This is a genomic window from Acinetobacter sp. BD54, from assembly GCF_044778325.1.
Lineage (GTDB): Bacteria > Pseudomonadota > Gammaproteobacteria > Pseudomonadales > Moraxellaceae > Acinetobacter > Acinetobacter baumannii.
In genome coordinates this window covers 409,783-431,913 of record NZ_JANJEP010000003.1, presented here as the reverse complement: position 1 = coordinate 431,913, position 22,131 = coordinate 409,783, and the positions used below count along the sequence as shown (strand labels likewise).

Genomic DNA, 22,131 nt, shown 5'->3' with positions numbered 1-22,131 from the left:
AATGCAGTGAATTGAGGTGAAATACAGATGGGGCAAGACCATATCGAACAGCATCGCCGTTATATTGTAATTTCTTATGCGTTCATGTTTCTTGCATTGTTTACGGTTATTTTTGCGGCCTTTGCTTATCTGGTCGCTCGTAAAGTAGCTGTTGTGGATGATGCGGAAGTTTGGATTCATGCTCATGCGCTATGGATTATGCGCAATGGTATTCTATTCCTCCTCATGTCAGTTTTTGCTGTGGTCTGGTTTATTCCTCTCTTCTTTTTTGCATGGGATAGCAACCTTTGGGTAACGGCTTCAACAGTTGCTGGTGTAGTTTTTAGTGCTATTGCTTGGTTATTTTTATTAAATGCATGGTTAAAAGGCTTGTCTAAATATTTAAAAAATAAGGCAGTTTTTTAATATATCTGTTTTTTGAAAGTTTTCCCCTTGTAAATTCGGCTAAAGCCCCCCATTTAGTCGGCAATAGAGTATTGATAAAATTTCCGTGAGGAGCACCGCCAAACATGGCTAAACGTGATTATTATGAGGTTTTAGGCGTTTCAAAAACCGCAAGTGATGATGAGATCAAAAAAGCCTATCGTAAATTGGCGATGAAATATCATCCTGACAGAAACCCTGACAATGCCGAGGCTGAAGAAAAATTTAAAGAAGCTTCTGAAGCTTATGAGATTTTATCGGACAGCGAAAAACGCAGCATGTATGACCGTATGGGGCATAATGCGTTTGAAGGCGGCTTTGGTGGCGCTGGTGGTGGCTTTGGCGGTTTCAGTGCAGAAGATATTTTTAGCCAGTTCGGTGATATCTTTGGTGGAGCGTTTGGTGGCGGCGGACGTCAGCAACGCCAACGTCGCGGTTCAGATTTACGCTATGTAATGGAACTTACCCTTGAGGAAGCTGTAAAAGGGGTTAAAAAAACAATTACCTTTACTGCTCCAGCACCATGTGATGTGTGTGATGGTAAAGGCTCTAAAAATCCAAAAGATGTGGAAACTTGTAAAACTTGTCACGGTTCAGGACAAGTGCGTATGCAGCAAGGTTTCTTCTCTGTACAACAAACTTGTGGCACATGTCGTGGCCAAGGCAAAATTATTAAAAACCCATGCCATGCATGTCATGGTTCAGGTGTAGCAGATCGTCAGCAAACATTAGAAGTGACGATTCCAGCGGGTGTGGATAATGGTGACCGCGTTCGTTTAAGTGGTAAAGGCGAGGCTATTCGTGATGGTCAAGCTGGTGACTTATACGTTGAAGTGGTTGTTCGTGAACACGAAATTTTCCAACGTGATGGTGCCGATTTATATATGGACGTACCAGTAAGCATTGCTGATGCTGCACTTGGTAAAGAAATTGAAATCCCGACTTTGGAAGGCCGAGTTAGCTTGAAGATTCCTGAGGGAACTCAAACAGGTAAATTATTCCGTTTACGTGGTAAAGGTGTGCGCCCTGTACGTAGCAGTATGGTGGGTGATTTACTTTGCCGTATCGTGGTAGAAACACCAGTTAACCTAACCTCTCGTCAACGTGAATTACTTAAAGAATTACAAGCATCTTTCGATGGTGAAGACAGTGCTTCTTCACCAAAGAAAAAATCTTTCTTTGATCGCTTATTCGATTAATGATTGATTAGATCAGAAATTAAAAAGAAGGCGGATATTGATAAAATATCCGCCTTTTTATTGCGCTGATTCATCTTATTATTTTTATTCTGCTTAAAAGAAAATGACTCGTAATTATTCTGTAGGATGAGCGACATCAATATCATCAACACTTACGTTGAGTTCACTTGATGCAACTGGAGCCACTACAGCTTCGACAGTAGCTTGAGGAGCTGGTTGTATAGCTGCTTTTACTGTTTCTTCAGTTTTTTCTTCAATGATTGGATCAATATCTTCAACTTTAACCTCAGCAGTAGCATCGCTTGTTTGAGCTGTAGGCGTTGCTGCAGTATTTACGTTTGTTGTAATACGTGCTTTAGATAAGCTCTCTAATGTTTCTCCGGGCTGGATTGCAGGCTCTGCAAATGCCACTGAACTTATTATCCCCATAATGGCGATTAGGCCAATAATTTTCGAATGCATGCTGAACTCCTTATAGTCATCTTTTTTTCATTCGTGGCTCAGTAGTGTGCAGATCAATTCTTTAACTTTTGTGAAAACAGATTAAATTCCGGTTCCCTTTAAAAAATATTTTTTACCTTTTATTGTGGGCAAAGAGTTTTGATATAGTAAGCCAATTATGTAAAACAGAAGATTGGGAAGGATTATGTCAGCAGCTCCACGCATTGGTATTTTGGGTGCAGGCGGCCGTATGGGTCGTACACTTATTCAGGCAGTTCAACAAGCAGGCTATCAATTGGCTGCGGCAGTAGAGCGTCCAGAAAGTAGTTTGGTCGGCACAGATGCTGGTGAACTTGCAGGAATTGGTTCAGTGGGTGTGAAGGTTTCAGGAAACTTGGCTGATGTACTTAAAGATTGCGATGTAATCATTGATTTTACTGCACCAGCTGCAACCGCCCAGCATTTAAAGCTATGTCGTGAAGCTGGGGTGGCTATGGTGATTGGCACCACAGGGATGTCTGATGAGCAAAAGGCTGAATTGGATGAAGCAGCAACGCATACACCTGTTGTATATGCTGCGAACTACTCTGTTGGCGTAAATGTATCAATCAAGTTACTTGAGCTTGCAGCAAAAGTATTTGGCGATACAGTAGATATTGAAGTGATTGAGGCTCACCACCGTCATAAAGTAGATGCACCATCTGGTACTGCATTAATGATGGGTGAAGCAATTGCGGATACGTTAGGCCGTAACTTAAAAGAAGTTGCTGTTTATGGTCGTGAAGGGCATACCGGTCCACGTGATCGTCAAACTATTGGTTTTGAAACCATCCGTGGTGGCGATATTGTAGGGGAACATACGGTCATGTTTATTGGTGAGGGTGAGCGTGTTGAAGTGACCCACAAAGCCACTAACCGTATGAACTTTGCTGCCGGTGCAGTACGAGCTGCTGCATGGGTTGTGGGCCGTGAAGCGCGTAAATATGACATGAAAGATGTTTTAGGGTTGAACGACGTACAGGTGTAAACCATCTGTACACTTCCCATATGTGGCGAGAAAAACAAGATAGAGCAGAACATGAATAAAAAACAAATTGCTTTGACCACTCTTCTTTGCTTAAGCAGCCTCTATACAGGGGCTGCCTCTACAGACAAGGCTAAACTCAGCCTAGACCGTAATCATATTAAAGTGTGGACCTATCAAAAAGCAGATAACCCAGTCTTTCAATATAAAGCGGAAACAACCTTTGATGTACCCCTTGAACGCGCTGTGGCGGTGATTTTAGATGTAGATCGTGCGGCTCAATGGGTACCTTATATGGGCAAGGTCCAAATGCTTTCTCAGGATGAAAAGAAAGGCGAATTTACTTTATATATGGTGTTAGATTTTCCTTTTCCGCTAAAAGATCGCGATGTAGTGGTTAAAGGAAAAATGAGTAAAGCGGCCAATGGCCTAATTACTATTAAAAATACGGCAGTTAATAGTAACTATCCGATACAACCCGATGTCGTGCGCCTAACACGCTATGAAGGGGATTGGACATTCCAGAAACTTGCCAATAATAAAGTTAAAGTCACCACTAGTGGCTATGCTGATCCAGCGGGTGCAATTCCTTTAAGCTTCGTCAATATGTTTGTTCAACAGCAGCCTTATCAGATGCTGCTTAAAATGAAACGGGAAGTAATGAACCCGATTTATGAGCAACCTAAGTTGCCGGAAATTTTAAAATAAATAAGCTAAAAAAAGCGCCTGATCTCAGGCGCTTTTTTTATTAGTCTGAACACTGTTGTAAGGTTTGAGCGGGGCTGCTTTCTCGTTTGATTTGGAATAAAACCAATAACAAACCTAATCCCGCCAGTAAGGCACCCGCAAAAGATACTGCACTATAACCCCAACCTAAATCGAGTACTAACGCGCCTGCAGCGGCACCTACTGCATTACCTAGGTTAAACGCACCGATATTTACTGAAGAGGCAAGCCCTGGAGCTTCATGAGCGACTGACATGACACGCATTTGTAATGGCGGTACTAAAGCAAAGGTTGCTGCACCCCAGATCACCAACGCAATGGCTGCTCCAATCTGGCTTTGAGCAAGAATTGGGAAAGTCGCCATCATCACAATCAACAGTACCAAGAAACCAATCAGAGTTTTGTTGATGGACAAGTCTGCAAAACGGCCGCCTAAATGGTTACCAATCGAGAAACCGACACCAATCAACACCAACATGAACGTAATGAAGGTCGGTGAAGCATGCGTAAACTCAGTCAAACTTGGCGCAATATAGGTGTAGAGCGTAAACATTGCACCTGCACCGAGTACGGTAGTGAGTAATGCAAGAACCACAGGGGTACGCGTTAATACTTTTAACTCGGCCTTCACGTTTGGTTTTTGGGCAACCATACCTTGCGGTAATGCTTTCCACAAAGCGAGCATAGTAATGATGCCGAGCACGGAAATCGCAAGGAAAGACATACGCCAGCCAATGTTTTGCCCAACCCATGTTGCTAAAGGCACACCACCAATATTGGCAATGGTTAAGCCCATAAACATGGTTGCCACTGCACTAGCCTGTTTATGCGCTGGTACAATACTCGCTGCCACAACAGAACCAATTCCGAAAAAGGCACCGTGGTTCAGGCTTGTAATGAGACGTGCACCTAATAAGCTCATATAATTTGGTGAAAACGCTGCAATCAGGTTACCGACCGTAAAGATCGCCATCAAAAAAATAAGCGCATTACGTCGTGCAAAACCACCAAACCACAGGGTCATAAACGGTGCACCTAGCATTACGCCAAGTGCATAGCCTGTAATTAACATACCGGCTGTTGGAATTGAAATCCCTAAATCATTAGCGATGTTCGGAAGTAACCCCATTGGAGAAAATTCCGTGGTGCCAATGGCAAAGGCACCTATTGCCAATGCCAATAACGAGAACGCCGTATTTGATTGAGTGTTCATGAGTTTAGTCCCAAACTGGTGCCCATGGCTCTGGGCTAACTTCACGACTGTTACGGTCGAGTTCGGCAATCATTTGCATTTCAGCCGCAGTTAACTCGATATCCTGTGCTTTTAAATTGCTAATCAGGTTTTCACGTTTAGTCGAAGATGGAATGACTGCAAAACCACGCTGCAATGCCCATGCCAATGCAATTTGCGCTGTCGTTGCTTTATGGGCTGCTGCAATCTCCGCTAAAACAGGGTCTTGAAGCACTTTGCCGTATGCAAGCGTCATGTATGAAGTGACATCAATATTCTTCTCTTGTAAGAAATTCACAAGTTTATGGTTTTGAAGATAAGGACTCAGTTCAATCTGGTTCGTTGCAATATGCTCTACACCAATTGTGTCAATTGCTTGTTGGGTAAGTGTAATATTGAAGTTTGAAATACCAATTTGTTTGGTTAAGCCTTGTTGTTTTGCTTCAAGTAAAAGCTGCATGATTTCAGGAATTGAAACGCCTAAATCTGGTGCTGGCCAGTGAATCAAAGTTAAATCGACATGGTCAGTACGAAGCTTTTGTAAGCTCTCTTTTAAGCTTGGAATAAACTTCTCTTGAGCAAAATTATCTACCCAGATTTTTGTAGTTAAAAATAAGTCCTGACGTGATACACCACTTTCAGCAATCGCTTGACCAATTGCTGCTTCATTTTCATAGATTTGAGCAGTATCAATTGCACGATAACCGACATCTAGCGCATTTTTAACAGAATCAATCACTGCTTGTTCTTTAAGACGGAAAGTTCCTAGACCAAAACGTGGGATATTCATGTATTCACCTGAAATTAAATAATTGTTTAACTTGAGGTGCATTTTGCTTTTTTTATTGTTGCGAAAAAATAGATGAATAAGCAAAATATCTTTGATGTTTAGTCAATAATAGAATAAACCATGAAATCAACAATTGAAGAACTTATTGCCTTTATCACAATTGTTGATACAGGTTCATTTGTGGCAGCAGCAGAACATTTAAAGCAAACACCTTCGGGGGTGAGCCGATCTTTAACCCGTTTGGAAGCAAAGTTAGATGTGACTTTGCTAGAGCGAACAACGCGTAAATTGAAACTGACTCAAGAAGGGCAACAATTTCTTATAAAGGCCCGTAAAATTTTGAATGAGCTGAATGCGGCCGAAGAAGAACTTCAAAAGTCTGATCAAGGTACTGCCGGTCTTATTCGGGTTGATTCTGCCACACCGTTTGTTTTGCACGTGATTGCACCATTAATGCATAAATTCCGTGAGTGTTACCCCGATATTGAAATCGAATTAAATAGCAATGATCAGGTGATTGACTTACTTCAGCATAAAACCGATGTCGCATTTCGATTTGGGGAACTTAATGACTCTAGTCTGCACGCCAAATTGGTATGTAAGAGCCGTTTATATATTGTGGCAAGTCCTGACTATCTAGCTCTTAAGGGAACGCCAACACAACCTGAAGAACTTGAACACCATGATTTGATTGGCTTTACTAGACCTACTTATATCAATAGCTGGCCAATTAAAGTTGGCGATGAATATTTTTTTGCCCAATCAAAAATTAAAGCATCGAGTGGAGAGACCGTACGCCAACTGACGATTAGAGGACACGGCATTGCGCGACTATCTGAATTTGAAATTTGGAAAGATATGGAAGAAGGGCGATTGATTGCATTATTTGAAGACAAAATTGAACATCAATATCAAAGCATCCATGCTGTATATTATCAACAAGAGCATCTACCAAAACGAATCCGTTTATTCATTGAATTTTTGGCAGAACAATTAAAAGATGGTTTTAAAAACGCTCTCTAAAGGTCGTATAACTATCAGTTGGAATATGAATTTCTAAAATAGGTGTTGTTTGTCCTTGTGCCGAATGTTGAGACAGAAAATAGCTTTTTTGCTGTTCTTGGCAGCTAAAATATAGTTTGGAATAGACTGAATTCATCATAACAACTTCATTTGAGCTATTACGTTTATATTCATAATGAGAAATCGCACTGGTCTCGTCATCAGTGCGTTGCTCCATTTTGTAGTCTTGCTGGTTGGTCATTTTTAAATAACCTTCAATCAAACTTTGGCAAACCGTGTGTCTATGCTGTTCATTTTTTGGTTGTGGTTGGCAACCTGCTAAAACAATAGTAAATAACAATATAACTTTTAATTTCATTGGTTTGCTACTCTCTGAGTTGATTTCCATAGCCTAAAGGTGTTCTATAAACCAGTACAGATACAGAAATTTTTAAAAAAGCAGCACAGAATGACTTTTCAATATCAGGTTCTTGCCAATCAATTAGCACATCGTATTTATCAAGATGAACTTAAACCTCATCAAAAGCTCATTTCCTTACGAGATTTTGCCCGACAACATGGTATTAGTTTAAGTACAGCAAAAAGTTGCTATGAATTACTTGAGGCGAGGGGACTCATTTATGTAAAGCCGAAGTCAGGTTATTTTGTAGTTGCTCGTACCCCATCCAGCCCTATTCCGGATAGTCCGGATTTCTTATCTTTGCCTCGACATGTCTCAAATCTGGAGTTGCATAACCAAATTCAGGAAGCTGCCTTACAAAGTCATCTTGTACCTTTGGGATCGATTCAGTTAACGCCGCACTTTATTCCGGTAGAGGGTTTACGTCGTTCTATTCAACGTGCTTTAAAAAATTGTCAGCCACAAGATTTTCTTTATTGTAATAAACAAGGGCATGAGCAATTAAGAAAAGCACTATCCGATCATTGGCGTGAAGATGGCATTTATATCGCTCCAGAAGATATTTTTATTACCAATGGCTGTATGCCGGCTTTGTCTTTGGTGATTCAGAAGCTCACTGAAGTGGGCGATAGTATTCTTATTCCTACACCCACCTATAATGGTCATTTACAGTTATTAGCAAGTTTAAAACGACAGATTGTTGAGATTCCGGCAGATCATCGTGGCATTGATCTTGAGCGCTTAGAATCTTTAATGCAGCAAGGTTTGGCGAAGGTTTGCTTAATGACAGCCAATTATCAAAATCCATTGGGATATTGTTTTAGCAATGCAGAGAAACAGAAGATTGCTGAATTAGCTGCAAAATATCAGTGTTTTATTATTGAAGACGATATTTTTGGTGAATGTGGCTACAGTAGTGAGCGACCATTACCCATTCGATATTGGGATCGCGAAGGTTATGTCATTTGGTGTGGTTCGGTTTCTAAGTCTTTGTCGAGTGCGTATCGAGTAGGATGGTTTTGTTTAACGACAAAGTTAGAGCATTTAAAACTTGAACTGCTGGTAAGTAATATCGGGGTGAATACGCCCTTACAGTTAGGTCTAGCTGATTTTATTTATAGTCGTGCTTATCGAGAACATTTAGAGCAGTTAAGACCCAACTTGATGCGGCAAGTTGAAGAATACCGTAGCTGTATTTTAAGAGCCTTTGAAGGTATACCAATTGCATTGAGCCAGCCCGAAGGTGGATATGCATTATGGATACAGTTACCTAAGAGTGTAGATAGTTTAGCGCTCTATTACACTGCCCAAGCTCAAGGAATTACAGTAGTACCGGGCCATGTTTTTGGTGAGGATGAACGCTATCGACATTTCATTCGTTTAAACGCAGGCCATGAGTTAACTGCCGATGTCCGCCAAGCAATTATGAGCTTGGCAGACTGGTCGCGACAACAGATGCAAACAGTGAGTTAGTTTTATTCTACAAAGTCTGCTTTAAGCACAATGCGGTAGCGTGCTTGACCTGAGTGTAGATGTTCAATTGCTTCATTGAGCTGTGACATTGGAAATAGCTCAATTTGAGGCGCAATTTTTTTGCGTGCGGCAAACTTTAAAAGTTGGCGTAGAGCGGCAGGTGAACCTGTAGGTGAACCAGTTACTGATTTGGCACCATCAATGAGAGAACCTACAGAAACAGGAACAGGTTCTAGGGTTAGTCCTAAAAAGTGCAAAGAACCGTTTGGTGCTAGCGTTGAAATGAAAGCACGCCAATTTAAAGTCACATTTACGGTACTCAGCAATAAATCAAATTTACCCTTTTGAGCTTTTACCGCTTCTGTATCGCGGCTATTCACCACATGGTCGGCTCCCATTGCTTTGAGTTCTTCGGTTTTATCTGGGTTAGAACTAAAAGCAGTAATTTCACACCCCCACGCTTTAAGGAGCTTAATGGCAATATGGCCCAAACCACCAATACCAATCACACCCACGTGATGTGTTGCCTGAATTTTGTGTTTGAGTAATGGGTCAAAAACGGTAATTCCGCCGCAAAGTAAAGGGCCTGCACTTTCGGGGTCTAAATCTTCGGGAAGGGGAATGGCCCATTGCCAGCCTGCACGAACCTTATCGGCAAAGCCCCCAGCATGACCCACGATTGTTGCGACATTTTCGCCCGTACAAAGTACTTGCTGACCGCCAATACACTCATCACAGGCTTGGCAACTTTCAGCGGTCCAGCCAATACCAACGCGTTGCCCAATTTGTAGTCCTTTGGCTTCTGAACCTAAAGCAACAATTCGTCCAATAATTTCATGGCCTGCAACTACAGGGTACACGGTTGAGCGCCATTCATTATTTAAAACAGAAATATCAGAATGACACAAACCACAGTATTCAACTTTTACCTCAACCTGATGCGGTTGTAATTCACCTGCATCAAATTGGTATGGGACCAGTTTTTCACCTGCTTGCATTGCAGCATAAGCCTGAATCGTATTATTGCTCATCGGAAACTCCTTAAGCGGATTTGAACCGTTCTGGTGGGTTATGAAGCTTTAAATTGGCAATCGTTTTCATGATCATCGACCATGCCTACTGCCTGCATAAAAGCATAGCAGGTAGTTGGGCCAACAAATTTGAAACCATTCTTTTTAAGAGTTTTGGAAAGTTTTACGCTCAGTTCGGTTTGAGCAGGGGCCTTACGATAATCTACAACATTATTGTTTTGTGGCGCTGCATCTACAAACTGCCAAAGCCATTTAGAAACATCACCAACTTGGGCTTTAAGGGCTTGCCAAGCAATCGCATTATCGCGAATGGCTTTGAGTTTGCCTAAGTGACGAATTAAGCCTGCATCGGATAGTTTTGTTTCTAAAAAGTCATCCGTAAATGCGGCAATGTCAGCAATAGGATGATTAAAAAAGTGCTGGCGGTAGCTTTCTCTTTTTTTTAGCACGGTAATCCAAGATAGACCTGCTTGTTGTCCTTCAAGACAGAGCATTTCAAATAATCGGGCTTCGTCGTGTTCTGGTTTACCCCATTCTTCATCATGGTAAGCAATATAGAGTGGATCATCGGAACACCATCTGCAGCGTTGAGTTTTCATGATGATGCTCCTTATATTTGTCTTGGTATTTTAGAGTTTGAATGGTACCCATTCATTTGGGCGAGTATCCCAATAATACAGTTCAGCTTGAGTTAAGTCTTCAAACTTTAGCCAAAAGTCTTTGCCAACTTTATCTGAAAAACCGGTACTGATCAGTAGGGCATCATCACTGATTTCCATGATCCAGCCTTGATAGCTATTGCCATTTAAAATGATCTTTTGCTGGTTGCCAGACTCGGCAAACTCTACTAAGCGATTGATCAGCGCTTCCGACATAAAATGTTCCTAGCGTAAATATGAATAAGGATTAACAGCACCACGACCTTTACCATCTAAGTAAAGACCATAATGAAGATGAGGTGAAGTATAACGTGCATTGCCCGTGTTGCCGACATAGCCAATGAGGTCGCCCTTTTTGACATAGTCACCTACGTTTAAGCCACGTTTATGTCCATCAAGATGAGCATAATAATGCCATGTTCCTGCTGGGCCTAAAATCCAGATGACTTTGCCACCCAAGTTGTTATTACGAAGATCGGCAATGAGACCTTCAGTTGCACTGTACACTTTGGTTCCACGTGGAGCCAAAATATCAATTCCTTCGTGGCTACGGCCCTGACTCCGAGCAGCTCCCCATGTGTCTTTTAGCTCATCTCGATCGACACCTTTTACCGGAACAGGAAGCCGACTTGGAAGCTGCATACTCTTGAGTTTGCTAACTTGGGCTGGTGAAAGCGGGGCAGGTTTTTTAGGCGCACTGGCACAGGCTGCTAATAGAATAATGAGAAAACCAAGTGAGAGATGGGAAACTAAACGTCGCACAAAATACTCCCTGTCACAGCCATATCAAAATTATTTTGCTCACTATGTCATGAACGGCTTGTCGAGATCAATTTTTTCATAGCAGTTGGAACACCTTTAGCAATAGCTTGTTCTGGGCTTAACCATTGGCCTTCAAGTTCAATCGCCAGATGTTCTTTTTGATCAGGTTCCACGTGGAACACATGAGCATTAAGTAACCATGTGAAGTGAGTAAAGCTATGACTGATCTGAAAAGTTTGTGGTTGAGGTTGTAGCTTAAATTGCTGACTTAATTTCAAGCGTTCATGTTCATTTTCTAAAATAGGTAAACAAAATAAACCGCCCCATAGACCATGAGCTTGGCGTTGCTGCCAGAACCATTCATCTTCGCACTGAATAATAAGAACATCTGCCGTTTTAACAGGTGGTGTTTTTTTCGGTTTTTTAAAAGGTAATTCTTGTTCTAAACCTTGCTGATAAGCCTGACAGTGAGCTTGCATTGGACAATATAAACAAAGAGGCTTTTTAGGCGTACAGATGGTCGCACCCAAGTCCATAATTGCTTGAGTGTAGTCCTGATTGCGTTGGGTGGGACAAAGTTCTTCAGCGAGTTTCCACATTTCACGTTCGTGCTGTGGTTTGCTTAAGTCATCTTCAATGGCAAAGAAGCGAGCTAAAACGCGTTTCACGTTGCCATCCATAATCACGCCATACTGACGTAAACCTAAAGACATGAGTGCACCTGCGGTCGAGCGACCAATGCCGGGTAGTGCAATCCATTCTTCTAGAGTTTCAGGAAATTTGCCTTGCTGTGCTACAAGGCTGGCAGCTTTATGCAAATTACGGGCACGAGCGTAATAGCCAAGACCTGCCCAATAAGGGGCTACTTCATCCCAAGTTGCATGACCTAAAGCTTCTACAGTTGGGAAGCGCTCCATAAAGCGGTCAAAATATTGCAGAACTGTTTTCACCTGAGTTTGCTGTAACATAATTTCAGAAACCCAGACTTTGTATGGATCATCTGCGACTTGCCAAGGCAAATCATGCCGACCATGTTGATCGAACCAGTTTAAGAGGGCATCAGAAAAAGAAAATTCAGGCATGAACAGCTATAGAAGAAAAATAAGGGCTAAATTATAGCTGAAATTTGGGTGAAATTTTGTTTAAAGCAACCGAAGAAAATGGACATATGAAAACAGGGACTACATCAAAAATGTAGTCCCTGTTCTATGGGTAAAAAGAATTAATCCTTTTGTACACCCCAACGTTGATCAAGTTTCAACGGTTGATTTTTGTAGTATGGAATGACATGAATGTGAAAATGGTCAGAAGTCTGTCCAAACACTTCACCATCATTAAAGCCAATATGGAAACCGTCTGGCTGATGGCGAAGCTGGGTTTCATGACGGGCAATTTCAAGAAGTGTCAGTAAGCCTTGGTGCTCTTTAGACGTAATATCAAAAAACGAGCTGACATGGCGTAGTGGAGTCACTACACAGTGACCTTTAGACAACGGATTTGGGTCTGGTAAAATTACAGCAAATTCATTCTTATCAATGATGTCATATTCATCAAAATCGCAATACGGACATTTCTTGTCAGTCATTGTTGTATCCTCTCATGTTATTCCATTAAACCCCGAGTGCGGGAAATAAGACTAGGCTTTGCTCTAGCTCAACGGGAGTATATTTATTGAAGTATGGTTTAAAAAATACAGTAAAAATATTGCAAAGTCATAAACATTTAAGGGAGCAAATGCGAAAAATGCCATTTGCTCCAAATTTGCTTCTTTTATTTTAAAGTACGTTCTAATAAAGCGTACATTTTAGCAAGGCCTTGTTTCTCCGCTTCGCTGTTGTAGCCAAGGTCTACACCATTCGCTTTAGCTCTTTCATCTGCAAGCGGGTTACTAAAGCCATGTTTAGCATCTTTTAAAACCACTACCTCATGTTTAACCTCAGCAGCTTGCATCTCTTTTTCAAAATTAGCAACATCTTCTAAGGTGACCATGCTGTCTAGTTCACCATGTAGAACCAATACCTCACCTTGAATGTTGCCTTTTTGAGCAGGAGCCTTAGGAGCTAATGTACCATGGAATGTCGCAGTTGCTTTGAGGGGAGCACCTGAGCGAGTTAGATCGAGTACCACTTTGCCACCATAGCAAAAACCTACCGCTGCAAGTTTTTCACTATTTACTTCCGGTTGAGCAGCCAAAGTCTGAAGACCTGCGTTGGCACGATCAGTCACCGTGTCTAAATCTTCAAATGTCTGCATCATCCATTCATAAGCTTGAGCTGCAGTCGTTGTTACTTTTTTATCGCCATACATGTCAATTGCAAGTGCAGCATAACCGTGTTCAGCAAGTTCACGCGCACGTTGTTCAGTGTATTCGTTACGACCCCACCACTCAGGACCAATAATGACACCTGGTACAGGTGTTTCACTTTCTGGAGCCGCAAAGTAACCAATTAAATGGCTACCATCTGGTGCAGTATATTGAATTTCACGGGTTTTAATTGCTGTACTCATGACATTAATCCTGAAATTAAATTCGATTTAAATACGCTTGATTAAAGCATAAAAAATAAAAGCCATATAAATAACTATGTAAAAAACTACATCAAAAGAAAAGCATAGAAATATTTATGCAATAAAAAAAGAAGGAACGAGTTCCTTCTTTTTGATATGGTCATGATTAAATTAAGTTCGGCCTCGCGAAATAAAACCAATAACAGCGAGAATTACAGCTATCACTAATAAAATCACGGCAAAGTCTTTAGATAACCCTGCAACACCACCAAACCCTAATAGACTGGCAATGAGTGCAATCACTGCAAAAATTATTGCCCAACGGAACATATGCTGTCCTCCTTATTTTTCATTGTCTTTTTACTATATAGCGTGTTTTTTGAACGAAATGTGTCGTTTATGTGGTTGAAATGTATATTAAACAATCATTTTGTGATGCCAAAAATACGGCTTCTTTTCTTAAGACCAGCGTACTTCAATGCTATAATCTGATTTTGCTTGATCTATATAGCCGTTAAAATCTTATGTCTACCGAGACCTCACTTCGTCCATTGTTTTGGAAAAATTATACGCTAGAGCAACTGACTCAGGCTGAGTGGGAGGCACTGTGTGATGGATGCGGATTGTGCTGTTTGGTCAAGCTAGAAGATGAAGATACACATGAAGTTGCGTACACCAAAGTGGCGTGCAAGTTACTTGATTGCAATACTGGACGTTGTTCTGACTACCCAAACCGTCAGCAGCAAGTACCCGACTGTTTACAACTAACACCGGAAACTTTAAAAACCATACACTGGTTGCCATCGAGCTGTGCCTATAAACGTTTGAATGAAGGCAAAAAATTACCTTCTTGGCACTATTTAAATACGGGTTCCAGACAAAGCGTAGTGAAAGCGAAAAAGTCGGTAGCAGGGCGTTGTATTCCTGAAACTGATGTACATGAAGATGATATCGAAGATTATGTGGTGCGTTGGGTGCGTTAATACGCTCCCGATGAGCATTTTTAATTACAGCGTATAATAAAGTAACATTTTTATCGTAAATTTTTTAATGATCTCCGTTATATAAAAATAAAAGCAAAAGGAGATAAAAATGATGAGACGACTAGCAGCCCCCTTGTTATGCAGTAGCTTCTTATTATTAATGGCCTGTGGCTCCAATAATACTAATTCAAAAAATCCTGAACAAAATACAACTGCAAAAACAGAGCAAACCAATGCTGCAAAACAAACTTATCAGATAGAGGCAGTTGCACATTTTAATGAACCTTGGGCGATTACCAGCTTGCCAGACCAACGTTTACTCGTCACTGAACGACAAGGCAAATTAAAAATTTTTAATCCCCAAAATAAACAAGTGCTAGATGTTCAGGGTGTTCCAGCGGTGAACTATGGCGGACAGGGTGGTTTAGGGGATGTTGCTCTACATCCAGACTTTGCCAAAAATCACTGGATATATCTCAGTTATGCAGCCAAAGGACAAGGTGGGTCTGGTGCAGTGATTTCACGTGCGAAACTAGATTTATCTAATCCTAATCAGCCAAAACTCACCGATATAAAGCAGATTTGGCAGCAAGTACCTAAAGTCTCAGGACAAGGCCATTATGGGTATCGCATGCTTTTTGGTGCAGATGGTAAGCTTTGGGTCAGTTCAGGCGAGCGCCAAAAGTTTGAACCTGCCCAAAATATGAAAAGTAACTTGGGCAAAATCTTGCGTTTAAATGACGATGGTTCGGCAGCCGTAGGTAATCCTTTTTATCAGAAAGGCGGTGTCACTGCTGAAATATGGTCACTTGGACATCGTAACCCATTAGGAATGGCCTTTGATCGTAAAGGACAACTATGGGTGGTTGAGATGGGGCCAAAAGGTGGTGATGAGCTTAATATTATTACCAAAGGCGAAAACTATGGTTATCCGATTGTTTCAAATGGAGATCATTATTCAGGTCAGCCTATCCCAGATCATCACACGCGCCCAGAGTTTAAAGCGCCAGAAATTGACTGGACCCCTGTAATCTCACCGTCGAGCTTAATTATTTATCGCGGACAACAATTTCCCGCATGGCAAAATAGAGCTTTAATTGGCGGGTTATCTTCAGAAGCAATTGTAGTTGTAGATTTAGAGCATAAGCCCGTAAAAGAAGTACAAAGATTAGAGATGAAGCAACGTATTCGTGGGTTACATGAAGCACAAGACGGTTCAATTTGGGTAATTGAAGATGGCCCCAATGCTCGTTTACTCAAGCTGAGTAAGAAACCCTCTTAATGCTAGGAACTACTCTGTAAATAAAGGATGTGTCTCATAGATTCAAATTGTAGATTTCTGTGAGACACAATAGACTATAGTGAAAAGACGATAAAGCTATTTGAGATGTCAGACTCCCATATTCCACTTCCTGAACGCCTGCGCCCGAGAGACTTGTCTGAAATTATTGGGCAAGATCATTTGTTAGGTGAACATGCGCCCTTACGTCAAATGATTGATCAGGGGCATTTGCCTTCTATTATTTTTTGGGGGCCGCCAGGCGTCGGTAAAACGACAATTGCTTTGCTTTTAGCTCAGGCAATAGATCGTCCATTTGTGAGCTTATCTGCGCTGAATACGGGTGTAAAAGAATTACGTGAAGTGATTGCAGAAAGTGGTGACTTACTGACCCCTGTAGTTTTTATTGACGAAATCCATCGCTTTAATAAATCACAGCAAGATGCATTATTAGGTGCCGTAGAAAAAGGTAAAATTACCTTAATTGGCGCCACCACTGAAAACCCGTCTTTTGAAGTCAATAGTGCACTTTTATCACGCTGTCAGGTCTATACCTTAAACAGTTTAGACAGTGAGGCAATTCAGACGCTACTTAACAATGCACTCCAAAACGATAAATTTTTAAAAGAACGCTATATTCATATTGAAGAGTATGATGCTCTTTTACAGTTTGCAGCAGGTGATGCCCGTAAAGCACTAAATTTACTAGACTTAATTGCAAGTACTTTTGAGCCCGAAGTTGAAAATACGATTACCAATGCAGTTGTAGTAAAAGTCGCTCAGCAAAATATTGCGCGTTATGACAAATCGGGTGAACAGCATTACGACCTCGTTTCTGCCTTTATCAAATCGATTCGTGGTAGTGATCCAGATGCGGCTTTGTACTGGATGGCGCGGATGCTTAAAGGCGGGGAAGATCCGGTTTTTATTGCAAGACGTATGTTGATTGCCGCTTCAGAAGATATTGGAAACTCGAATCCAAATGCACTATTGCTTGCAGGTGAATGTTTCCGTTCTGTACAGGCGGTGGGAATGCCTGAGGCTCGAATTATTTTGGGTCAAACAGCAGTTTATTTGGCGACCAGTGCAAAAAGTAATAGTACTTACCTCGCAATTAATAAGGCCTTGGAACTTGCTGAGAAAACGGCAAATTTACCAGTACCTTTACACTTGAGAAATGCGCCAACCAAACTGATGAAACAGCAAGGTTATGGAGTTAATTATCTTTATCCTCATGACTACCCTGAGCACTTTGTATTGCAAGACTACTTGCCACCTGAGTTAAAGGGAACCAAACTCTATGAGTCGGCAAGAAACAAGCGTGAAGTTGAAGGTGAACGCCTACAACAACGCAGATGGCAGCAGGAACAATAGTTTTATTGTTTCCTGCTATTGTTCCAATTCTTCAGTCACTTGACCATAAATCAGCAGGGTAAACACGCCTGTACCACCAATAATATTGCCAATGGTGGTTGGGATTAGAAAATTAAACATATATTCACCAAGAGAAGCTTCTCCTTGCCAGACCAGATAGGACATTTCGGTAGAGCCAACGACCACATGGGTAAAGTCGCCTAGTCCTATTAGATAAGTCATGAAAAAGATGACTAGGAATTTATTGCTGACGGAAGGTAGCATCCAGACCAATGCAGCAATTAAAAGCCCAGACATAACCCCTTTAAGCAGATTTTGGGTGGCGGAAAAAGACGCAACATGATGTGCGAGCTCATCTAGGGCTTTGTCAATGTTTGGAGTAAACAGGTCGGTGGTCAGGAAGAATAAACTCGCCAAAGCTGTTCCAATGATATTGCATAGAAACACGATTCCCCATAGACGGCCTACAGCTCGTAATTTGTCTAAGGTAAAGGGCTTAAATAGGGGCACAACTGTAGTAATGGTATTTTCGGTAAAGAGTTGCATGTGTCCTAAAATAGCGATCAGGAATCCAATGGTATAACCGAAATTGGTAATTAAATCGGTCCAGATGGCATCAGTTGGGATATAAGAAGCAATAATCGCTTTAAATACAAATGAAAAACTGATGACTAGACCTGCTGCAATGCCTGAAAAGATGAGTGCGGCTGTTGGGCGATCTAACTCTTCGGCACCATCACGGCGAATAATTTCATATACTAAACGGGGCGACAGTTTCTCGTGTTCTTCAACTGCCATTTTTTCACGCCAGCTTAGGGTTTGATCGACTTTCTCTTCTTCTAGTTCATGGTCCATCAGGTTTACTCCTCACTGAATATTTATATTTATCGTTTTTTATTTATTGTTAAGGCAGTGTTCAGGATAAATCTAGAAGATTCCTACCAGCTTTATGTGTTTTTTTATAAATTGAACACTCGGGGGGGTAAGCGAACTAGAACAATAATGCGTGAAGAAAAGAATCGACCAGACCTGATAGAAAAGTTAAGTATAAGAAAAGATAGCAAACTCAATCAGCCTGCTATAAAAAGTGTAACGTTGAAGCTAAGCGCTTGTAGTCATGAAAATGGCAACAATAATTAAAACAAGGTATATGCTCTCAAGGTACGTATGAGTTTCATATAGTCGCCTTGGGAAGCTTCAGAAATGACAGTTTCGACTTCAGCTTGGCTCCATCCTTGCTTTAAGGCAGAGTGGCTAAAATTAGATAAAATTACTAATGGATTTTCACCAAAATGGATTGGATGATTCATTAATCTCTTTTCAGGCTTAAATAGTTCCATAGACTCATCCTATTTAAAAATTTAATTATTGTGATGCAATTTATATTTTTTTTGATTTTAGTGCCTTGTTTTGAGATTGTGCAAGTCATAATTTAATTAAATATACAAATCTGTCTACTTTTCCTAAATTCTTGGGTGCTGAAAATAAAAAAACCGAGCTGAAATGCTCGGTTTTTTATAAAGTTGAGCTGATTAGATGTCAGATAAATCTACGCCTAAACGAGCAGCAACTTCTTCATAAGCTTCAACAACACCGCCTAAGCCTTGACGGAAACGGTCTTTGTCGAGTTTTTTCTTAGTATCTTTGTCCCATAAACGGCAACCGTCTGGAGAGAATTCGTCACCAAGTACGATACGATCATGGAAAACACCAAATTCAAGTTTGAAGTCCACTAAAATCATGTTGCCTTCAGCAAATAATGCTTTTAATACATCATTTACTTTATAAGTTAACACTTTCATTTGTTCTAACTGTTCAGCAGTTGCCCAACCTAAAGCAATCGCTTGAGATTCGTTAACCATTGGATCGCCTAGGCCATCATCTTTGTAGAACAATTCAAATGTAGGAGGAGTTAACTCTTTACCTTCTTCTACACCTAAACGACGGCATAGAGAACCTGCTGCATAGTTACGGATTACACATTCAACAGGAATCATTTGAAGTTTTTTAACAAGAACTTCAGTTGGAGAAAGCAATTTTTCAAAATGCGTTTCGATACCCGCTTCAGCAAGTTTTTCCATGATGAAGGCGTTAAAACGGTTGTTCACCTTGCCTTTACGATCTAGTTGTTCGATTTTTTCGCCATTGAACGCAGAGGCATCATCACGAAAGACTAAAATCAGATGGTCGGCATTGTCTGTTTCATATACAGATTTTGCTTTACCAGTATAGAGCAAGGTTTGTTTTAACATGAGGGAACCTTTTTAAAAAAAATGCCTAGTAAACGACTAGGCTGGCCAATTTTGGTAAATCTGGTTTAACACTTCTGCGGCAACATCAGGGCTGGCAAAAGTGTTATCTGGATTAAATAGAGCAAGGCTATGACTAGAGCCAACACCAGTGAGCTTAAGCACATATGTATTGTCATTTACTTTAATCGTCGCTTGATTGTTACCTTGCGCGATGACGTTGTAATTTAACGTGCTTAACGTAGCTTTGGTGTATTGCCAAATCTCGGCAGTACTTCCATCAATTTTTAACAGTGGGTTTTTATTACCATCTGTCACAAGTTGAGGGCGACCAAGCGCACTACCTGTTTGAGCAGATGCATCTGCTGTCGTATCAGTTTGAAGTGGTTCAGGACGTGGCAATGCAAAACGATTGCCACGCTTGTTTTCAAACTTCGGTGCGTGATCGATAGCAAGCTGGTCTACTGTTGGTGCAGGATACAAAGGTGTCGCTGGTCGTACAGTTGCATCGGCAGGGTACTCAAGTGGGGCGAGTTGCTTTGCATTTTTATAATCTAAAGAGTGATTATTGAGTGCGAAGCGACCACAGCCAGCTAAACTTAAGGCTGAAACTGCAAGGACTAAACCAAGACGTAATTGCATCATAAATTGCTCTTATTAAATAATTCCCGCATCTTTTAGGGCATTGCGGAGAGGTTCGCGATATTGCTCAGCGAGAGGAGTGAGTGGTAAACGAATACCAGTATCAATCAGTCCCATCTCATGTAGTGCCCATTTCACAGGAATTGGGTTTGATTCGCAAAATAGAATATTGTGTAAATTTGCAATCTTATTGTTAAGCGTCTTTGCTTGTAGCTCATCTTTTGCAATTGCAACCGCACATACTTCGCTCATTGCTTTAGGTGCAATGTTTGCAGTAACCGAGATATTACCGTCTGCGCCAAGAAGCATAAGTTCCCATGCAGTTTCATCATCACCTGAGTACACAGCCATCTTGCCGTTTAAAGCATCGATTAAAGCTTTACCGCGCGGTACGTCACCTGTTGCATCTTTAATGCCGACAATATTTGGAATTTCCGCTAAACGAACAGCTGTATCGTTTGACAAATCTACACCTGTACGACCAGGCACGTTGTAAAGAATAAGCGGTAATTCAACAGCTTCAGCAATCGCTTTATAGTGTTGGTAAAGGCCTTCTTGAGTCGGCTTGTTATAGTATGGGGTTACAAGTAAAGCTGCATCTGCGCCAAGGTCTTTGGCAGCTTTAGTTAATTCGATTGCTTCACGGGTTGAGTTTGCACCAGTACCGGCAATAATTGGAATACGTTTGTTGGCTACACGAATAATTTCTTTAATAACCTGTGTGTGCTCTTCCATGCTCAATGTTGAGGCTTCGCCGGTTGTACCGACGGCTACAATACTGTTTGTACCTTGTTCTATGTGCCACTCAACCAGCTTCTCAAGACTCTTCCAATCTACACCGCCATCTTTCAACATGGGAGTGACGATTGCGACGATTGAGCCTTGAATGGTCTGTGCTTGCTGAGTCATTTTAAAAAATATCCTATTTATCCATCCGAATCTGAGGTAAGAAAAACAAAATGTGGGATGGTTGCAGTATTTTGATTGTCCAGTTCTAACAATAACAGATTGTTGAATGACAATTATGCAAATTATGACTGATCAGACGCATAAGAACAATATGCTTGACTGATAAACCCTATGTAAACTTGAGCAAAACATAGAATGCCAATTTGATCATTTCAAGTAAAAGACAGTAAAAATGAGAATATGGTGCAATTCTTCCAACCTCTACTTAACACGGTCTTTTTTATGGCAAGATAAAATGCATATTTCTCCCGAATGGGACTTAAGATGGCATGAAAATGAATAAACAACCACAAAATTCGGCTTTAGTCGTAGTTGACGTGCAAAATGGTTTTACCCCTGGTGGAAACCTAGCAGTTGCCGACGCCGATACGATTATTCCAACCATTAACCAATTGGCAGGTTGTTTTGAAAATGTAGTCCTCACTCAAGACTGGCATCCGGATAATCACATTTCTTTTGCAGCCAACCATCCGGGCAAGCAGCCATTTGAAACGATTGAACTGGATTATGGATCACAGGTGCTTTGGCCTAAGCATTGTATACAAGGCACTTATGATGCCGAATTTCATCCGGATTTAAATATCCCGACAGCTCAACTGATTATCCGAAAAGGTTTTCATGCTCATATTGATAGTTACTCGGCTTTTATGGAAGCTGACCACTCAACAATGACAGGTTTAACGGGATATTTAAAAGAACGTGGTATTGATACGGTCTATGTGGTTGGAATTGCCACAGACTTTTGTGTCGCATGGACTGCTTTAGATGCGGTTAAGCAAGGCTTTAAAACTTTAGTAATTGAAGATGCGTGCAAAGGTATTGATCTTAATGGTTCATTAGAACAAGCGTGGCAAACTATGCAGCAACAAGGTGTTGTTCGTATTCAATCGACTGATCTGTTGAATGAATGCTAGAGATACTGGTTTTTGATGCTTGGACTTTAAT

Annotated in this window: 27 protein-coding genes; 10 read left to right on the top strand and 17 right to left on the bottom strand. The window is 41.1% G+C overall.

Annotation, left to right across the window (positions count from 1 at the left end):
* Positions 1-27 precede the first annotated feature (27 nt).
* Both NQ782_RS07280 and dnaJ read left to right on the top strand, forming a co-directional pair.
* Positions 28-405, top strand: a complete 378-nt coding sequence (locus tag NQ782_RS07280; RefSeq protein ID WP_000529425.1) for a hypothetical protein — start codon at positions 28-30, stop codon at positions 403-405.
* Between the two features lie 104 nt (positions 406-509).
* Positions 510-1,622, top strand: coding sequence for a molecular chaperone DnaJ (dnaJ, locus tag NQ782_RS07275; RefSeq protein WP_001119029.1), 1,113 nt, complete (start codon positions 510-512; stop codon positions 1,620-1,622).
* A 114-nt stretch (positions 1,623-1,736) separates the two neighbouring features.
* Here dnaJ and NQ782_RS07270 read toward each other — a convergent pair whose 3' ends face one another.
* A complete protein-coding gene (locus tag NQ782_RS07270) occupies positions 1,737-2,084 on the bottom strand; it encodes a hypothetical protein (RefSeq protein ID WP_057093092.1) in 348 nt (115 codons plus the stop codon).
* Between the two features lie 184 nt (positions 2,085-2,268).
* Here NQ782_RS07270 and dapB point away from each other — a divergent pair, with 184 nt between their 5' ends.
* Together dapB and NQ782_RS07260 are read left to right on the top strand one after the other, a co-directional pair.
* Entirely contained in the window at positions 2,269-3,090 is an 822-nt protein-coding gene (dapB, locus tag NQ782_RS07265) for a 4-hydroxy-tetrahydrodipicolinate reductase (protein WP_001271385.1), read from the top strand.
* Positions 3,091-3,141: 51 nt separating this feature from the next.
* Positions 3,142-3,795, top strand: a complete 654-nt coding sequence (locus tag NQ782_RS07260; protein WP_001036017.1) for an START domain-containing protein — start codon at positions 3,142-3,144, stop codon at positions 3,793-3,795.
* Positions 3,796-3,835: 40 nt separating this feature from the next.
* Here NQ782_RS07260 and NQ782_RS07255 read toward each other — a convergent pair whose 3' ends face one another.
* Together NQ782_RS07255 and dkgB are read right to left on the bottom strand one after the other, a co-directional pair.
* Positions 3,836-5,026 (bottom strand): MFS transporter, encoded by a 1,191-nt coding sequence (locus NQ782_RS07255; RefSeq protein WP_032059662.1) that lies wholly within the window; start codon positions 5,024-5,026, stop codon positions 3,836-3,838.
* Between the two features lie 4 nt (positions 5,027-5,030).
* Complete coding sequence (dkgB, locus tag NQ782_RS07250) at positions 5,031-5,834, bottom strand: 2,5-didehydrogluconate reductase DkgB (protein WP_039106147.1); 804 nt, start codon at positions 5,832-5,834, stop codon at positions 5,031-5,033.
* Positions 5,835-5,954: 120 nt separating this feature from the next.
* Here dkgB and NQ782_RS07245 point away from each other — a divergent pair, with 120 nt between their 5' ends.
* Positions 5,955-6,857 carry a LysR family transcriptional regulator gene (locus tag NQ782_RS07245; protein WP_057093094.1) on the top strand — a complete coding sequence of 301 codons (903 nt, stop codon included), beginning with the start codon at positions 5,955-5,957 and terminating at the stop codon, positions 6,855-6,857.
* Here NQ782_RS07245 and NQ782_RS07240 read toward each other — a convergent pair.
* Positions 6,841-7,215, bottom strand: a complete 375-nt coding sequence (locus NQ782_RS07240) for a hypothetical protein (protein ID WP_057093097.1) — start codon at positions 7,213-7,215, stop codon at positions 6,841-6,843. The genes NQ782_RS07245 and NQ782_RS07240 overlap by 17 nt on opposite strands.
* A gap of 90 nt (positions 7,216-7,305) precedes the next feature.
* Here NQ782_RS07240 and NQ782_RS07235 point away from each other — a divergent pair, with 90 nt between their 5' ends.
* Positions 7,306-8,730, top strand: coding sequence for a PLP-dependent aminotransferase family protein (locus NQ782_RS07235; RefSeq protein WP_032059671.1), 1,425 nt, complete (start codon positions 7,306-7,308; stop codon positions 8,728-8,730).
* Positions 8,731-8,732: 2 nt separating this feature from the next.
* On the opposite strand, the gene NQ782_RS07230 is transcribed toward NQ782_RS07235, so the two are convergent.
* The 8 genes from NQ782_RS07230 to NQ782_RS07195 form a co-directional block, all read right to left on the bottom strand.
* A complete protein-coding gene (locus NQ782_RS07230; RefSeq protein ID WP_000069844.1) occupies positions 8,733-9,761 on the bottom strand; it encodes an NAD(P)-dependent alcohol dehydrogenase in 1,029 nt (342 codons plus the stop codon).
* Between the two features lie 38 nt (positions 9,762-9,799).
* A complete protein-coding gene (locus NQ782_RS07225) occupies positions 9,800-10,360 on the bottom strand; it encodes a DNA-3-methyladenine glycosylase I (protein WP_057093099.1) in 561 nt (186 codons plus the stop codon).
* Between the two features lie 30 nt (positions 10,361-10,390).
* Positions 10,391-10,636, bottom strand: coding sequence for a hypothetical protein (locus tag NQ782_RS07220; protein ID WP_001287365.1), 246 nt, complete (start codon positions 10,634-10,636; stop codon positions 10,391-10,393).
* A 9-nt stretch (positions 10,637-10,645) separates the two neighbouring features.
* Positions 10,646-11,182, bottom strand: coding sequence for a M23 family metallopeptidase (locus tag NQ782_RS07215; protein WP_001253744.1), 537 nt, complete (start codon positions 11,180-11,182; stop codon positions 10,646-10,648).
* Between the two features lie 47 nt (positions 11,183-11,229).
* Positions 11,230-12,264, bottom strand: a complete 1,035-nt coding sequence (mutY, locus tag NQ782_RS07210) for an A/G-specific adenine glycosylase (RefSeq protein WP_057093101.1) — start codon at positions 12,262-12,264, stop codon at positions 11,230-11,232.
* 140 nt (positions 12,265-12,404) lie between these two features.
* The gene (locus tag NQ782_RS07205) at positions 12,405-12,767 is read right to left on the bottom strand and encodes an HIT family protein (protein ID WP_000130110.1); all 363 of its coding nucleotides are present in this window, start codon (positions 12,765-12,767) and stop codon (positions 12,405-12,407) included.
* A gap of 185 nt (positions 12,768-12,952) precedes the next feature.
* On the bottom strand, positions 12,953-13,690 hold the full coding sequence (locus NQ782_RS07200) for a dienelactone hydrolase family protein (protein ID WP_057093103.1): 738 nt from the start codon (positions 13,688-13,690) through the stop codon (positions 12,953-12,955).
* Positions 13,691-13,861: 171 nt separating this feature from the next.
* Complete coding sequence (locus NQ782_RS07195) at positions 13,862-14,020, bottom strand: DUF1328 domain-containing protein (RefSeq protein WP_000490267.1); 159 nt, start codon at positions 14,018-14,020, stop codon at positions 13,862-13,864.
* A 194-nt stretch (positions 14,021-14,214) separates the two neighbouring features.
* Here NQ782_RS07195 and NQ782_RS07190 point away from each other — a divergent pair, with 194 nt between their 5' ends.
* The 3 genes from NQ782_RS07190 to NQ782_RS07180 all read left to right on the top strand — a co-directional run bounded on the left by NQ782_RS07190 (position 14,215) and on the right by NQ782_RS07180 (position 17,326).
* Entirely contained in the window at positions 14,215-14,673 is a 459-nt protein-coding gene (locus NQ782_RS07190; RefSeq protein WP_057093105.1) for a YcgN family cysteine cluster protein, read from the top strand.
* A gap of 109 nt (positions 14,674-14,782) precedes the next feature.
* The gene (locus NQ782_RS07185; protein WP_057093107.1) at positions 14,783-15,955 is read left to right on the top strand and encodes a PQQ-dependent sugar dehydrogenase; all 1,173 of its coding nucleotides are present in this window, start codon (positions 14,783-14,785) and stop codon (positions 15,953-15,955) included.
* A gap of 105 nt (positions 15,956-16,060) precedes the next feature.
* Entirely contained in the window at positions 16,061-17,326 is a 1,266-nt protein-coding gene (locus NQ782_RS07180; RefSeq protein ID WP_057093109.1) for a replication-associated recombination protein A, read from the top strand.
* Between the two features lie 15 nt (positions 17,327-17,341).
* Here the strand turns inward: NQ782_RS07180 and NQ782_RS07175 are convergent, their stop codons facing one another.
* From NQ782_RS07175 to dapA, 5 genes are all read right to left on the bottom strand, one after another.
* Positions 17,342-18,181: a formate/nitrite transporter family protein gene (locus NQ782_RS07175; protein WP_002046338.1), complete on the bottom strand. Its 840-nt coding sequence runs from the start codon at positions 18,179-18,181 to the stop codon at positions 17,342-17,344.
* Positions 18,182-18,462: 281 nt separating this feature from the next.
* Entirely contained in the window at positions 18,463-18,666 is a 204-nt protein-coding gene (locus NQ782_RS07170; RefSeq protein WP_000418560.1) for a hypothetical protein, read from the bottom strand.
* A gap of 192 nt (positions 18,667-18,858) precedes the next feature.
* Entirely contained in the window at positions 18,859-19,578 is a 720-nt protein-coding gene (purC, locus tag NQ782_RS07165) for a phosphoribosylaminoimidazolesuccinocarboxamide synthase (RefSeq protein WP_000917863.1), read from the bottom strand.
* Between the two features lie 36 nt (positions 19,579-19,614).
* The gene (locus NQ782_RS07160; protein WP_001177091.1) at positions 19,615-20,217 is read right to left on the bottom strand and encodes a hypothetical protein; all 603 of its coding nucleotides are present in this window, start codon (positions 20,215-20,217) and stop codon (positions 19,615-19,617) included.
* A gap of 15 nt (positions 20,218-20,232) precedes the next feature.
* Positions 20,233-21,126, bottom strand: a complete 894-nt coding sequence (gene dapA / locus NQ782_RS07155; RefSeq protein ID WP_057093111.1) for a 4-hydroxy-tetrahydrodipicolinate synthase — start codon at positions 21,124-21,126, stop codon at positions 20,233-20,235.
* Between the two features lie 329 nt (positions 21,127-21,455).
* Between dapA and pncA the strand changes: the two genes are divergently transcribed.
* Positions 21,456-22,100: a bifunctional nicotinamidase/pyrazinamidase gene (pncA, locus tag NQ782_RS07150; protein WP_057093114.1), complete on the top strand. Its 645-nt coding sequence runs from the start codon at positions 21,456-21,458 to the stop codon at positions 22,098-22,100.
* Positions 22,101-22,131: the final 31 nt, after the last annotated feature.

What these genes read in the sequence shown, in the direction of transcription:
- NQ782_RS07280 (WP_000529425.1), top strand. Translation starts at nt 28, where the DNA reads ATGGGGCAAGACCATATCGAACAGCATCGCCGTTATATTGTAATTTCT.
- dnaJ (WP_001119029.1), top strand. Translation starts at nt 510, where the DNA reads ATGGCTAAACGTGATTATTATGAGGTTTTAGGCGTTTCAAAAACCGCA.
- NQ782_RS07270 (WP_057093092.1), bottom strand. Translation starts at nt 2,084, where the DNA reads ATGCATTCGAAAATTATTGGCCTAATCGCCATTATGGGGATAATAAGT.
- dapB (WP_001271385.1), top strand. Translation starts at nt 2,269, where the DNA reads ATGTCAGCAGCTCCACGCATTGGTATTTTGGGTGCAGGCGGCCGTATG.
- NQ782_RS07260 (WP_001036017.1), top strand. Translation starts at nt 3,142, where the DNA reads ATGAATAAAAAACAAATTGCTTTGACCACTCTTCTTTGCTTAAGCAGC.
- NQ782_RS07255 (WP_032059662.1), bottom strand. Translation starts at nt 5,026, where the DNA reads ATGAACACTCAATCAAATACGGCGTTCTCGTTATTGGCATTGGCAATA.
- dkgB (WP_039106147.1), bottom strand. Translation starts at nt 5,834, where the DNA reads ATGAATATCCCACGTTTTGGTCTAGGAACTTTCCGTCTTAAAGAACAA.
- NQ782_RS07245 (WP_057093094.1), top strand. Translation starts at nt 5,955, where the DNA reads ATGAAATCAACAATTGAAGAACTTATTGCCTTTATCACAATTGTTGAT.
- NQ782_RS07240 (WP_057093097.1), bottom strand. Translation starts at nt 7,215, where the DNA reads ATGAAATTAAAAGTTATATTGTTATTTACTATTGTTTTAGCAGGTTGC.
- NQ782_RS07235 (WP_032059671.1), top strand. Translation starts at nt 7,306, where the DNA reads ATGACTTTTCAATATCAGGTTCTTGCCAATCAATTAGCACATCGTATT.
- NQ782_RS07230 (WP_000069844.1), bottom strand. Translation starts at nt 9,761, where the DNA reads ATGAGCAATAATACGATTCAGGCTTATGCTGCAATGCAAGCAGGTGAA.
- NQ782_RS07225 (WP_057093099.1), bottom strand. Translation starts at nt 10,360, where the DNA reads ATGAAAACTCAACGCTGCAGATGGTGTTCCGATGATCCACTCTATATT.
- NQ782_RS07220 (WP_001287365.1), bottom strand. Translation starts at nt 10,636, where the DNA reads ATGTCGGAAGCGCTGATCAATCGCTTAGTAGAGTTTGCCGAGTCTGGC.
- mutY (WP_057093101.1), bottom strand. Translation starts at nt 12,264, where the DNA reads ATGCCTGAATTTTCTTTTTCTGATGCCCTCTTAAACTGGTTCGATCAA.
- NQ782_RS07205 (WP_000130110.1), bottom strand. Translation starts at nt 12,767, where the DNA reads ATGACTGACAAGAAATGTCCGTATTGCGATTTTGATGAATATGACATC.
- NQ782_RS07200 (WP_057093103.1), bottom strand. Translation starts at nt 13,690, where the DNA reads ATGAGTACAGCAATTAAAACCCGTGAAATTCAATATACTGCACCAGAT.
- NQ782_RS07195 (WP_000490267.1), bottom strand. Translation starts at nt 14,020, where the DNA reads ATGTTCCGTTGGGCAATAATTTTTGCAGTGATTGCACTCATTGCCAGT.
- NQ782_RS07190 (WP_057093105.1), top strand. Translation starts at nt 14,215, where the DNA reads ATGTCTACCGAGACCTCACTTCGTCCATTGTTTTGGAAAAATTATACG.
- NQ782_RS07185 (WP_057093107.1), top strand. Translation starts at nt 14,783, where the DNA reads ATGATGAGACGACTAGCAGCCCCCTTGTTATGCAGTAGCTTCTTATTA.
- NQ782_RS07180 (WP_057093109.1), top strand. Translation starts at nt 16,061, where the DNA reads ATGTCAGACTCCCATATTCCACTTCCTGAACGCCTGCGCCCGAGAGAC.
- NQ782_RS07175 (WP_002046338.1), bottom strand. Translation starts at nt 18,181, where the DNA reads ATGGACCATGAACTAGAAGAAGAGAAAGTCGATCAAACCCTAAGCTGG.
- NQ782_RS07170 (WP_000418560.1), bottom strand. Translation starts at nt 18,666, where the DNA reads ATGGAACTATTTAAGCCTGAAAAGAGATTAATGAATCATCCAATCCAT.
- purC (WP_000917863.1), bottom strand. Translation starts at nt 19,578, where the DNA reads ATGTTAAAACAAACCTTGCTCTATACTGGTAAAGCAAAATCTGTATAT.
- NQ782_RS07160 (WP_001177091.1), bottom strand. Translation starts at nt 20,217, where the DNA reads ATGCAATTACGTCTTGGTTTAGTCCTTGCAGTTTCAGCCTTAAGTTTA.
- dapA (WP_057093111.1), bottom strand. Translation starts at nt 21,126, where the DNA reads ATGACTCAGCAAGCACAGACCATTCAAGGCTCAATCGTCGCAATCGTC.
- pncA (WP_057093114.1), top strand. Translation starts at nt 21,456, where the DNA reads ATGAAAATGAATAAACAACCACAAAATTCGGCTTTAGTCGTAGTTGAC.